This window comes from Arthrobacter sp. KKT183 (assembly GCF_055657625.1).
This window is the reverse complement of record NZ_CM145770.1, coordinates 1,705,199-1,717,546: the sequence shown is the minus strand read 5'-3', so window position 1 is coordinate 1,717,546 and position 12,348 is coordinate 1,705,199. Positions and strand designations below refer to the sequence as shown.

Here is a 12,348-nt window from a genome sequence, read left to right as displayed (position 1 = left end):
TCGAGCGAAAGACTTTTAGCGGTGACAAACAGTCAGCAATCCGACGAAATGCCTGTAACCGAAGCGACCGGGATCGAGCAACCTGAGGCTGCAGCAGAACCTTCTGCTACTGAGCAGCCCACGGCGCCGGCTCCTGAGCAACCGGCCGCGCCGGTGCCGGGAGCCGCAAACGCTGCGCGTCCCCGCCCCACCCCTGCCGCGATGGCACCGCGGCCCAACGGTCCCGCCGCGCCCGCCGTCGTTGCTGCTCCCCCGATTCACAGCACCCCGCTGGCGGAGGCGGAGAAGTTCGCCCGCGTGGAGGAAGACGGTCATGTCTTCCTGCTCGTGGACGGCGAGGAGTTCCCCGTAGGCCAGTACCCGGATGCCCCGCGCGAGGAAGCGCTGGGCTACTTCGTGCGCAAGTACGACGACGTCGCCGGCCAGGTCACACTGCTGGAGCAGCGGGTCCACGCAAAAGCACCCACCACGGACATGAGGAAGACCGCCGCCCATCTTGCCGAGCAGGTCTCCGAGCGGAAGATGGTCGGCGATGTCCGTGCCCTGGAGGCCCGGCTTGAAGCACTGGTCAGCCTCGTCACGGAGCTTGAGTCCGCGGAGAAGGCCGAGCAGGACGCCGCCCGCGCCCGCGAAAGGGAAGCACGGGAGGCGATCGTTGCCGAGGCCGAGGAGATCGCCGGCCGCGATCCGTCCACCGTGCAGTGGAAGGCCAGCAGCAACCGGATGAACGAATTGTTTGAGCAGTGGAAAGCTGCTCAGAAGTCCGGGCTTCGGCTCGGGCGGGGCACCGAGGACGCACTGTGGAAGCGGTTCCGCTCGGCCCGCACTATCTTCGATCGTCACCGCAGGGCGTACTTCTCGCAGCTCGACAATGACAACGCAGAGGCAAAACAGGCAAAGGAAGCACTGATCCGCCGCGCCGAGGAGCTTTCCGCCTCGACCGACTGGGGTCACACTGCAGCCGAGTACCGGCAGCTCATGGACGAGTGGAAGGGGTCGAAGCGGGCGAGCCGCAAGGACGACGACGCCCTCTGGACCCGTTTCCGGGCTGCACAAGACGTGTTCTTTGCTGCCCGCAAAGCTGCAAACGAGGCCATTGATGAGGAATACGGTTCAAACCTCGTGGTAAAGGAAGCCCTCATCGCGGAAGCGCGTCAGCTTCTGCCAGTCAAGGACGCCACCGCGGCCCGGAAGGCACTGCAGTCGATTCGGGACCGCTGGGAAGAAGCCGGGAAGGTTCCCCGGGCGGACATGGGGCGCGTCGAAGCGCGCCTGCGTGAAGTGGAAGATGCAGTGCAGGCCGCGGAGCAGGAGCACTGGCAGCGCACCAACCCGGAGACCAAGGCACGCACCAACAGCGCGCTCAGCCAGCTCGAGAGCACCATCGCGTCCCTCGAGGAAGACCTGGCAGCAGCGGAGAAGAACGGGGATGCCCGCCGGATCTCCGAGGCACGTGAGGCACTCGAGGCGCGCAGGCAGTGGCTGGACATGCTGCAGAAATCGGCGCAAGACTTCTCGTAGGCACGTACGGCCCTCCAGGCATGAAGTCCCGGTCCACCGTTATCCACAGCGGGTAGGCCGGGACTTTCCCTTTTCCTGCCGGTTGGGGAAGCTTGAGGCATGCCATATTCGCAAGGACCTCCTGTGCAGGGCCGCGGGCTTGCCCATCGGGACCTTGCCATCAACTCCACGGGCGGAGTGCTGTTCCACGGCGGAAGCCTGTTCAGTTCCGTCGAGTTGCAGGCCATGCGGATGGACGGCTTGATGGCGCATGTCTGCGGGGAGTCCTACGTGCGCACAGATCAGCCGTCAACTCCGGCGATTCGCGCCCAGTCAGCCATCAACACGGTTCCGCGCTCTCTCCACGCGCGGGTTGCGCTCGCCCGCCAGAGCGCGGCCTGGGTGTACGGCTGCGCCCCTGCTCCAGCTGTCGTCAGCTTGGTCACCGATCATCGCCGGCGCACAACGGCGCTTCCCGCCTTCTGTGATGCGGTGATGCATCAGGTCACCCTGGGGCCCTGCGATCTTTCCACAATCGGCGGTGTGCCAGTGACCTCTCCATTGCGGACTGCGCTCGACGTCGCAATTCACGGTCAGGATTTCTGGGCTGTTGAGACGCTCAAAAGCATTGCCGCAGCACCTGGACTGCGCTGCCCGCTGCACCTGGTGATCCTCTCGCTGGAGAGTTCCGTGCGGGTGCCCGGAAAAGCACGTGCGTTGAGTCGCTTGCGCGAGGCCCTGCGTGTCAGCCGCTAGATGCGCCGCTGGGATCCGGTGGTCCGGTAAACGTCAAACACGCCGTCAATCCTTCTCACCGCGCTGAGGATGTGGCTCAGGTACTTGGGATCGCCCATCTCGAAAGCGAACCGCGACATAGCCACCCGGTCGGTCGACGTGTTCACGCTCGCTGCCAGGATGTTCACATGGTTCTCGGACAACACCCTGGTCACATCCGAGAGAAGGCTCTTGCGGTCCAACGCCTCTACCTGAATCTCCACCAGGAACACACTGGACTGCGTGGGAGCCCATTCCACGTCCACGATCCGGCCCGGTTGGTCCCGCAGCTCCTGGACGTTCCGGCAGTCGTTACGGTGCACCGAGACCCCAGACCCCCGCGTGACGAACCCGACGATCGGATCGGGAGGGACCGGTGTGCAGCAGCGGGCCAGCTTGACCCAGACGTCACCCACACCGCGCACGGTGACGCCTGAATCCGAGAACTTGGGGCGCCGCGGCTGCGTTGCGACCGTCGCCTCAGCGATGTCTTCCTCAGCGCCGGCATGGCCGCCCATCTGGGTGACAAGGTGCTCGATGACGTTCTGGGCCGAGGAATGTCCGTCTCCAACAGCGGCGTAGAGCGCTGAAATGTCCGCATGACGCAGTTCCTGGGCCACCGCCAGCAGGGCGTCGTGCGTCATCATCCGCTGCAAAGGAAGATTCTGCTTCCGCATAGTGCGCGTCAGCTGGTCCTTGCCCTTCTCAATCGCTTCTTCGCGGCGTTCCTTGGTGAACCACTGACGGATCTTGTTCCGCGCCCGAGGACTCTTGACGAATCCCTGCCAGTCCTGGCTTGGCCCGGCTCCCTCCGCCTTTGAAGTGAAAATTTCCACCCAGTCGCCGTGGTTCAGCTCGCTGTTGAGCGGCACAAGCTTGCCGTTGACCCGGGCTCCAATGGTGCGATGACCAACCTCGGTATGCACGGCGTAGGCGAAGTCGACCGGCGTCGATCCGGCGGGCAACGCCATGACCTCACCCTTGGGCGTGAACACGAATACTTCACGGGCGTTGATCTCAAACCGCAGCGAGTCGAGGAACTCGTCGGGATCGGATGTCTCCTGCTGCCAATCCACGAGGCTGCGAAGCCATCCCATATCACTGTTGTCCGGAACACCGCTGGTGCCGGCCCCGCCCTGATTCTTGTACTTCCAGTGCGCTGCCACACCGTACTCGGCACGCCGATGCATATCATGTGTGCGGATCTGGATCTCAACGGGACGCCCGCCGGGGCCAATCACCGTCGTGTGCAGCGATTGGTACATGTTGAACTTGGGCATCGCGATGTAGTCCTTGAACCTGCCCGGGAGCGGGTTCCACCTCGCATGCAGTTGCCCCAGGGTTGCATAGCAGTCGCGCACCGAGTCAACGAGCACGCGTACACCCATCAGGTCGTGGATGTCGTCGAAGTCCTTACCCCGCACGATCATCTTCTGGTAGATCGAGTAGTAGTGCTTAGGGCGTCCTGTGATGGTGGACTTGATCTTCACCGAGCGCAGGTCCTCGCCGATCTGATCCCGGACGAGGTTCAGGTGCTTTTCGCGCTCCGGAGTGCGGTCCCCCACCATCCGCACAATCTCCTCGTAGACCTTGGGATGCAGCGCCGCGAAGGAGAGATCCTCAAGTTCCCACTTAATGGTGTTCATGCCCAGGCGGTGCGCGAGGGGTGCGAAGATCTCGAGGGTTTCCCGTGCTTTTCGAGCGGAGGATTCGGCTGATACGAAGCGCCACGTCCGCGCGTTGTGCAGCCTGTCAGCCAGCTTGATCACGAGGACCCGGATGTCCTTGGCCATAGCGACAACCATCTTGCGGACGGTCTCCGCTTGGGCTGCGTCGCCGAAGGATACCTTGTCCAGCTTGGTGACTCCGTCAACGAGCATTGCCACTTCCTGGCCGAAGTCACGCCGGATGTCATCAAGGGTGCAACTGGTGTCCTCGACGGTGTCATGCAGGAGAGCGGCGGCAAGGGTTGTCCCGGTCATGCCGAGCTCAGCGAGAATGGTGGCTACCGCAACCGGGTGGGTGATGTAAGGATCACCACTTTTACGCTTCTGGCCCTCGTGACTGCGCTCAGCCACTTCATAAGCCCGCTTGATGAACTCAAGATCCTCTTTCGGATTGTTCGCGCGGGCGGTGCGCAACAGCGGTTCGAGGACCGGAGAATAATCTGTGGTTCCCCGTCCGGCAAGGCGTGCGAGGCGGGCACGGGTTCGTTCCCTGCGGCCAGGCGCGACGGCCCCTTCAGTAGCAACCGGGGACCCGGATCCGGTCGCGGGGCGCTCCGGCGCCGGAGCCACCGTACGGGTTGGTTGTGTACGTGCTTCGGTGCCCGGACCTGTGGACGGTCCGGTTCCGGACGGGCGTCCGGGACCACTGGCTTCAGCCACCCATTACCCCACTTCCGTTGGACTTCCGTCATCCCCACCGCGGACGGGTAAGGCTACAACATCCCACACTCACGGCTGCCTTTCCAAGTTTATCCGCCGTCCGCGGCATCCCGTGCACGTTTTGCCGTCCGCGTAGAGATCAGTGCCGCTTCCGGAAGATGGAACGCCAACGGCCCGGCACCTCGCAGGTACCGGGCCGTTGTCTCGGTGTGCGCCGCAACGCAGCGAGGTCACGCCGGAGCGGTATCAGCTTCCTTGGCTTCGAGGGAGCGGCGGTGCATTACGCGCTTCTCCTGCTTGCGGATGTCAGGCTCGTTCATCCGAAGCATCGCGTACATGGGAGCAGCAACGAACACGGTGGTCAGCGTGCCGATGATGATACCGACGAAAAGCGCCAGTGAAAGGTCCCGCAGGGTGCCCGCGCCGAGCAGCATCGCGCCGATGAAAAGAATTGCAGCGACTGGCAGGACGGCAACAACGGAGGTGTTGATCGACCTGACAAGTGTCTGGTTGACCGCCAGGTTGACCTGCTCTCCGAAGGTCCGCTTGCTGGACACCTCCAGATCTGCCGTATTCTCCCGAATCTTGTCAAAGACCACGACTGTGTCATACAGCGAATAGCTCAGGATCGTCAGGAAGCCGATGACTGCCGATGGAGTGACTTCGAAGTCACTGAGCGAGTAGATGCCGGCAGAAGTCACCATCACCACCACCAGCGCCGCCATTGCCGCAACCGACATCTTCCAGGTGCGGAAGTAGATCGCCATCAGCGCCGCGGCGAGAGCCACAAAGACAACCAGACCGATGATCGCCTGGCGGCTGACATCCTCTCCCCAGGTGGGCCCCACGAAGTTGGACGTGACGTCTTCCTCCGTGACGTTATAGGCGCCGATCAGCCCATCACGCACGCTCAGGGTTTGGTCATCGCTGAGTCGTTCCGTCTGGATACGCATGGTTTCCGGGGCAATGTTGGTTACCCGCGGAACCGCTTCCGGCACCACCTCGGTGACGGCTTGTTCGCCCGCGGCGACGGAAGTGTCCTGCACATTCGAGACGGTGAATTCTGACCCACCGCGGAAGTCGATGCCCAGGTTGAACCCACCCTTGATCACCGGAACCAGCAGCGAGAGCAAGATCGCCACACCGGCGATCATGAACCACAGGTTGCGCTTTCCAACGAAGGGATAGGACCGCTTGCCGGAATACAGTTCGTTTCCGAATTCGGCAAAACTGAACCGGCTCATCGGTTGTCCCCTTCCTTGGTTCCGCGTGCTTGCGCACTGACGGTCTTTTGTTCTTCAACGGCCTTCTGCTGTTCAGCCAGGCGCCGTTCAGCAATAGTCATGCGCCGCTCAGCTTCACCCGCAGCGGCCTTGTTCCGGCCGCGCAGTTCAACTGCGGGCCGCTCTACCGGCTTGTGCCGCACCCGGCCGGCTCCGCGGTACAGCGGAAGCACGCCGAGTCGCGAGGGATCAAGCCCGGACCAGCGGTGACCCTCGCCGAAGAACCGGGTCATGGCGAGCAGTCGCATTACCGGGTGGGTGAACAGGAACACGACAACGAGGTCGGCGATTGCCGTCAATCCAAGCGTGAACGCGAAACCGCGCACGTTTCCGACGGCCACGAAATACAGCACGACGGCGGCGAGAAGGTTCATGGCCTTGGACGCCAGTACGGTTCGCTTGGCACGCCGCCACCCGTTCTCGACAGCCGGGACCAGACCACGGCCGTCACGGAGCTCATCCCTGATGCGTTCGAAGTACACAATGAATGAGTCTGCTGTCTGACCGATTGCGACAATCAGCCCCGCTACACCGGCGAGGGATAGCCGATAGTTTTCTGTCCAGCCGAGGATGCAGATTGCCAGGTAGGTAAGCACCCCGGCCACCACGAGCGAGGCGATCGTCACCAGGCCGAGCATCCGGTACTGGAAGAGCGAGTACACAGCGACGAGAACCAGCCCGATCACGCCGGCGATCAGACCGAGTCGCAATTGGTCGGCTCCGAGCGTGGCGGAGATCTGCTGTTCACTCTGAATTTCGAAGCTGATGGGCAACGCACCGTACTTCAGCTGCTCTGCGAGAGCTGCTGCCGATTCCTCCGTGAAGCTGCCGCTGATCTGCGGACGCCCGTCAGGAATCACTGCGTTGGTGGTGGGAGCTGAAACAATAACGCCGTCCAGCACGATGGCGAACTGGTTCCGTGGATCTCCCGGACCGATGGCGAACAACCGCTCGGTTACTTCGCGGAAGGTCTCGGTACCCTCATCGTTGAAGTCGATGTTGACGACCCACTCATTCAGGGTCTGGCCCTGGGCACTGCGCGCCATGCCGTAATCGGCTGACTCGATCTCAGTGCCGCGAACCTCGACCGGACCGAGGATGTACTTCCCCTGTGTGTCCGGCTCGCAGGCAACCATCGGCTGGTCGGCGGGAGCCGGCTCGACTGCAGGCTCAAGTGCCTCCGGACTGGTGCAGTCAGTCGACTCGAACTCCTGCAGAAGCTCGGGGGTTATCCAGTTGGGATCGCTGGCACCAGTCGGTTCGGCACTCGGAGTGGGAAGCTGGTCTTCGGGCGTCGGCGTCTCAGCCGCCGGGGCAAGCCCAGGGCCTCCGAAAAGCACGGGCCGGAACTCCATCTGGGCCGATGCCTGGATCAGTTCCCGCGTCTCCGGTTCAGGGATGCCCGGGAGCGCGACAATGACGTTCTGTCCCGACTGCGTGCTGATCTCGGCCTCGGCGACACCGCTGCCGTCGACGCGCTGCCGGATGATCTCGACCGCCTGGTCAAGCTGTTCGGGGGTTATTTCCTCGCTGCTGCCCTGTACCTCGGGTGCGAGGATCATCTGGGTACCGCCCTCGAGGTCGAGGGCGAGCTTCGGTGCCCAGCTGGCGTTACTCCACAGCGAGCCTCCGCCGAGCAGCAAGGCGAGGAGTGCAAAGACTACGCCGAGCCATACGAGGGTACGTTTGGCGGCGGAGCCTGGGCCGGTTCGTGCCATGGTGCGTGAATCCTTTGGGTGTTGGAATTCGAGACGTGACGGGCCGAAGGAGTACGGCCGTGTCGCAGGTTACTGGTCTTTGTCGTTTCGGTCGCGCGCGTTTTCCCTGTTCAGCCGCTCGGCTGACTCTTCCGGTGTCTCTTCGCGAAGCGGGCGGTCAGCATCGCTGAGCGGGTCCGTCAGTGAGGAGGCGTCGTCGGGAACGCTGTGCTCTTCCTCGACCACCGGTTCCGGGGCGACCACCTTGCTCAGGGTCTGGGAGTGAACGGTCGCGGTAACACCCGGGGAAAGCTCGATAAGGGCCTTGTTGTTGTCCTCGTCGAGGGAAACGATGGTGCCGAAGAGACCGAAGTTGGTCATGACCTCGGTACCCGGGACCATCTGGGTGCGCTGCTCCGCGACCTGCTTTTTCATCTTCCGCTGCTTGCGGAACATGGTGAAGATCAGAAAGGCGAGAGCCAACGGGAGGAGCAGGCTGAAGATGTCAAACCCGCCACCCGTCTGCTCGGTGGTCTGGGCAACTACATTTGCGAGCACAGAGAAGATCCGTTCCTATATTTGGTCAGCACAGTCGGCTGCGGTGCAGGTGATTCCGACGCTGAAGTTCCGCGGCTGCGCGCGGTCCGCGGGAGCACTGCCTGACTATTAAGCCAGCAGTGTTTCCAGAGCTTTGACCGTGCGCTGCGCCACGCGTCAGAACAGTCTACGGGGAATGGGCCTCAACTTTCGCACTAGCCGCTGTTGCGGCTCCATTCCGTTTCGCTCCCGAGCGCCATTTCGACCCCGGAAACGGGATCATCCTCGTAGACCGGGAAAAGTCCTTCGGGCATGGCTGCTGCGATTGATGCAGGCATGACCAGACCCAGATGTTCCCACGCAGCTGCTGTGGCGATTCGCCCGCGCGGCGTTCTGCCGAGCATCCCCTCGCGCACGAGATACGGCTCGGCGACCGTTTCCACGGTCTCGGGTTCTTCCCCTACTGCAATGGCCAGAGTGGACAGTCCCACCGGCCCTCCATTGAACTTTGTCACAAGCGCCGTCAGCACAGACCGGTCGAGGCGGTCGAGTCCTTTGGCGTCAACCTCGTACATATCCAGAGCGGATTCGGCGCACCGTGCATCGATGACGTCCACGCCGTTCACAAGTGCCCAGTCACGAACGCGCCGGAGGAGGCGGTTCGCGATTCTGGGGGTGCCGCGGGAACGTCCGGCTACCTCAGCAAAGGCTGCGGAGTTGACCCGCATGTCCATCATCATGGCCGAGCGCCGGAGAACGAGCTCAAGCTCCGCCGTGGAGTAGAACTCGAGATGGCCGGTGAATCCAAACCGGTCGCGCAGCGGACCCGGCAGCAGCCCGGCGCGGGTGGTGGCGCCGACCAGGGTGAAAGGTGGCAGATCCAGCGGAATCGCTGTTGCGCCCGGCCCTTTGCCCACGATGATGTCTACCCGGAAGTCCTCCATTGCCATGTACAGCATTTCTTCCGCAGGGCGCGACATGCGGTGGATCTCGTCGAGAAAGAGCACCTCCCCCTCGGTCAGCGAGGACAAGATAGCGGCGAGGTCTCCGGCATGCTGGATGGCGGGGCCTGAACTGATGCGGAGGGGCGCATTCATCTCCGCGGCGATGATCATCGCCAGGGTGGTCTTTCCGAGCCCGGGAGGTCCGGAAAGGAGAACATGGTCCGCGCTGCGGCCACGCATCCGGGATGCTTCGAGGACGAGGGACAGCTGGCGGCGCACTCTTGCCTGACCGACGAAATCATCCAGGTTCTTCGGCCGCAGGGCTGCCTCGACCGCCCGGTCCTCCGGATCCACGGCCGGCGAGACAAGGGGCTGTTCCTGATCTGTCATCAGTTCACCGAAGCCCGTGCCGAGCTGCGGGCGCCATCCTGGCCCAGCCTGCGCAGTGTGAGCTTCAGGATCGAACCGACATCCCCAGATGCCGCAATCTCTGGAGAATCCTTCACTGCGGCGTCGATGGCTGAGCCGGCGTCCTTTTCCGACCAGCCCAGACCCATCATCGCGGCGAGAACCTGTGACTGCCAGGCGCCGGAAGCTGTAGTTGGGGTATCCGTCTCAAGCGGAATGAGTTTGTCAGCGAGTTCAAGCACAATGCGTCGCGCGCCCTTGGGGCCGATCCCCGGCACCTTGCTGAATGCTTTGTCATCCCCGGACGATGCGGCGGTGCGGATGGCCGCCGGGGCGTACACCGCGAGCACCGCCAGCGCCAACCGTGGGCCTACGCCGCTGACGCCCAGCAGTGTCTCGAACACCTCACGCTCGTCAGCATCCGTGAATCCGAACAGGGTCATGGAATCCTCGCGGACTATCAGCGAGGTGTTGAGCCTGGCCTGGTTGCCAAGCCGGAGGGTGGAAAGAGTCTGGGGCGTTGCCTGTACCTGCATTCCGAACCCGTTGACGTCGAGTACGGCCGAGTGCAGGCCCACATGGCTTACGGTCCCGGTCAGAGAACTGATCATGCGCTGGGCTCCAGATGCTGAGAATCGAAACGAATATCACCGAACATATCTACGAATCAGCGTACGTCCCGGCGCGGACTATCCGGCGCCGCCACACCGATGTACTCCGGCACGCAGACTACCCGGGAGTAGGTTCATCGCCGTTGACGCGCCTTCGCTTCCGCTTCCGCCCACAGCCGTTGGGCTGCGGTCTGGCCAACCCCACCCTGGCTTCGGGCTGAGGACGTAGTTCCGGTTCGCCAGGCGTGCGTGATGGCAAGTGCCAGTGCATCAGCGGCGTCGGCAGGGGTGGGCGGCGTTGCGAGGCGAAGGATTTTCGTCACCATCTTGGTCACTGCGGCCTTGTCAGACTGGCCGTTACCCGTCACTGCCGCCTTGACCTCGGTCGGTGTGTGAAGCGCTACCGGAATGCCCCGCCTCGCCGCCGCCGCTATCACCACGCCCGAAGCCTGAGCGGTACCCATGACGGTGCTGACGTTGAGCTGGCTGAAAACGCGTTCGACGGCGAGCACCGCCGGTGAGTGCGTGTCCAGCCACACATCCACTGACTCGGCGATCATCAGCAGGCGGCGATCGAGGCTGTGGTCAGCCGGCGTACCGACCACACCGACCGCCACCAGAGTGGCGCGCCGGTTCGGTTCGACATCGACCACGGCAAGTCCGCAGCGGGTCAACCCCGGGTCAACACCCATGACCCGCAGTGTCACGGGTGTCCCCCAAGATGGGCGGAGCGGAAACTAATCGTCGCTCTCCAGCTCAGCGAGCACGTCATCGCCGAGCTCCGCATTCGAGTACACGTTCTGGACGTCGTCGAGCTCTTCGAGCGCGTCCACGAGCTTGAGGAACTTGCGTGCGGCGTCCGCATCGAGTTCAACCTGCATCGACGGGACAAACTCGACCTCGTCGGTCTCGTATTCGATACCGGCTTCTTCGAGACCCGCGACGACCGCGCGGAGGTCTGTGGGCTCGGAGTGGACGTCGAATGATTCACCCGACTCCTTCACCTCTTCAGCGCCTGCGTCCAGGACTGCCATCAGGACATCGTCCTCCGACAAGTCTTTCTTCGGCAGGGAGACTACGCCTTTGCGCGCGAACAGGTAGGCGACCGATCCGGGATCAGCAATTGATCCACCGTTTCGGGTAATGGCGACCCGGACCTCCGAGGCTGCACGGTTCTTGTTGTCCGTGAGGCATTCGATGAGCAGCGCCGAACCCTGGGGTCCGCGCGCTTCATAAATGATCTCCGAGTAGTCGACGACTTCGCCGGTGAGCCCAGCGCCGCGCTTGACCGCCCGGTTGATGTTGTCGATGGGAACGGACGTCTTCTTGGCCTTCTGCACGGCAAGCTCGAGGGCCGGATTGCCCGCCAGGTCAGCGCCGCCGGCGCGGGCCGCCACCTCGATATTCTTGATCAGCTTCGCGAAAGACTTGGCGCGCTTGGCGTCAATCACGGCCTTCTTGTGTTTGGTGGTAGCCCATTTAGAGTGCCCCGACATGCTCTGCCCTTCTTTGTGCGATCAACGATAGGAAAAGCTCATGGATGCGATGCTCACCGGTCACTTCCGGGTGGAAGCTCGTGGCGAGCAGGTTTCCTGAGCGAACTGCAACAATCCTAGCGACCGGCTGTGCCCTGGCACTGTCACGCCCAGTGTGGGCACCGTGCTCGGCGGGCGGCGTATCCGGCGCCTCGACCTGTGCGAGGACCTTCACCGACTCCCCTACCTTCTCCACCCACGGGGCCCTGATGAACACCGCGTGGACGTCGGAGCCGTTCCCAGGCAGTTCCTCAAACGGGAGGTCCGTCTCGAAGGACTCGCGTTGCCTGCCGAAGGCGTTGCGGCGGACCACGATATCCAGGCCCCCGATGGTCTGCTGGGGATTGCCCGCCAGGTCAACGGAGGGATCAGCAATGGTGTCCGCGAGCATGATCATTCCCGCACAGGACCCGTAGACCGGGAACCCTTCGCGGATGAGTTCGCGCAGCGGTTCGGCGAGCCCGAACGCGCGGGTCAGCTTGTCCATGGTGGTCGACTCCCCGCCGGGGATGATAACGCCCTCGACCTGCTCCAGCTCGCTGGGGCGCCGGACGGCGGACGCCTCTCCGCCCAAGGATTTGATCACCCGGATGTGCTCGCGTACGTCGCCCTGCACTGCGAGAACGCCAACGCGCAGGGCGGCACCGCCAAGGGAAATGGTGGAAGTCACCG

Annotated in this window: 11 protein-coding genes; 2 read left to right on the top strand and 9 right to left on the bottom strand. The window is 63.2% G+C overall.

Annotated elements, in window-relative coordinates:
• Positions 1–21 precede the first annotated feature (21 nt).
• Together ACZ2GY_RS08225 and ACZ2GY_RS08220 are read left to right on the top strand one after the other, a co-directional pair.
• Positions 22–1,521, top strand: coding sequence for a DUF349 domain-containing protein (locus ACZ2GY_RS08225; RefSeq protein ID WP_471673480.1), 1,500 nt, complete (start codon positions 22–24; stop codon positions 1,519–1,521).
• Positions 1,522–1,620: 99 nt separating this feature from the next.
• Positions 1,621–2,256, top strand: a complete 636-nt coding sequence (locus ACZ2GY_RS08220) for a hypothetical protein (protein WP_277358372.1) — start codon at positions 1,621–1,623, stop codon at positions 2,254–2,256.
• Here ACZ2GY_RS08220 and ACZ2GY_RS08215 read toward each other — a convergent pair.
• The 9 genes from ACZ2GY_RS08215 to pdxT all read right to left on the bottom strand — a co-directional run bounded on the left by ACZ2GY_RS08215 (position 2,253) and on the right by pdxT (position 12,346).
• Positions 2,253–4,571 carry a RelA/SpoT family protein gene (locus ACZ2GY_RS08215; RefSeq protein ID WP_346028422.1) on the bottom strand — a complete coding sequence of 773 codons (2,319 nt, stop codon included), beginning with the start codon at positions 4,569–4,571 and terminating at the stop codon, positions 2,253–2,255. The genes ACZ2GY_RS08220 and ACZ2GY_RS08215 overlap by 4 nt on opposite strands.
• Before the next feature lie 320 nt (positions 4,572–4,891).
• A complete protein-coding gene (gene secF, locus ACZ2GY_RS08210) occupies positions 4,892–5,905 on the bottom strand; it encodes a protein translocase subunit SecF (protein WP_056547443.1) in 1,014 nt (337 codons plus the stop codon).
• A complete protein-coding gene (gene secD / locus ACZ2GY_RS08205) occupies positions 5,902–7,662 on the bottom strand; it encodes a protein translocase subunit SecD (protein WP_056547440.1) in 1,761 nt (586 codons plus the stop codon). Before secD ends, secF begins: the two co-directional genes overlap by 4 nt.
• A gap of 69 nt (positions 7,663–7,731) precedes the next feature.
• A complete protein-coding gene (locus tag ACZ2GY_RS08200; RefSeq protein WP_277358373.1) occupies positions 7,732–8,199 on the bottom strand; it encodes a preprotein translocase subunit YajC in 468 nt (155 codons plus the stop codon).
• Positions 8,200–8,393: 194 nt separating this feature from the next.
• A complete protein-coding gene (gene ruvB / locus ACZ2GY_RS08195) occupies positions 8,394–9,512 on the bottom strand; it encodes a Holliday junction branch migration DNA helicase RuvB (protein ID WP_471673479.1) in 1,119 nt (372 codons plus the stop codon).
• On the bottom strand, positions 9,512–10,141 hold the full coding sequence (ruvA, locus tag ACZ2GY_RS08190) for a Holliday junction branch migration protein RuvA (RefSeq protein WP_277358375.1): 630 nt from the start codon (positions 10,139–10,141) through the stop codon (positions 9,512–9,514). The genes ruvB and ruvA overlap by 1 nt, the downstream gene beginning before the upstream one ends.
• A 134-nt stretch (positions 10,142–10,275) precedes the next feature.
• Entirely contained in the window at positions 10,276–10,848 is a 573-nt protein-coding gene (ruvC, locus tag ACZ2GY_RS08185; RefSeq protein ID WP_277358376.1) for a crossover junction endodeoxyribonuclease RuvC, read from the bottom strand.
• A 30-nt stretch (positions 10,849–10,878) separates the two neighbouring features.
• On the bottom strand, positions 10,879–11,637 hold the full coding sequence (locus ACZ2GY_RS08180; RefSeq protein ID WP_056547429.1) for a YebC/PmpR family DNA-binding transcriptional regulator: 759 nt from the start codon (positions 11,635–11,637) through the stop codon (positions 10,879–10,881).
• A complete protein-coding gene (gene pdxT / locus ACZ2GY_RS08175) occupies positions 11,621–12,346 on the bottom strand; it encodes a pyridoxal 5'-phosphate synthase glutaminase subunit PdxT (protein WP_277358377.1) in 726 nt (241 codons plus the stop codon). Before pdxT ends, ACZ2GY_RS08180 begins: the two co-directional genes overlap by 17 nt.
• Positions 12,347–12,348: the final 2 nt, after the last annotated feature.

Bases quoted from the DNA above. Each gene is read 5' to 3' on its own strand.
- ACZ2GY_RS08220 (WP_277358372.1), top strand. From the start codon at position 1,621: ATGCCATATTCGCAAGGACCTCCTGTGCAGGGCCGCGGGCTTGCCCAT.
- secF (WP_056547443.1), bottom strand. From the start codon at position 5,905: ATGAGCCGGTTCAGTTTTGCCGAATTCGGAAACGAACTGTATTCCGGC.
- secD (WP_056547440.1), bottom strand. From the start codon at position 7,662: ATGGCACGAACCGGCCCAGGCTCCGCCGCCAAACGTACCCTCGTATGG.
- ruvB (WP_471673479.1), bottom strand. From the start codon at position 9,512: ATGACAGATCAGGAACAGCCCCTTGTCTCGCCGGCCGTGGATCCGGAG.
- ruvA (WP_277358375.1), bottom strand. From the start codon at position 10,141: ATGATCAGTTCTCTGACCGGGACCGTAAGCCATGTGGGCCTGCACTCG.
- ACZ2GY_RS08180 (WP_056547429.1), bottom strand. From the start codon at position 11,637: ATGTCGGGGCACTCTAAATGGGCTACCACCAAACACAAGAAGGCCGTG.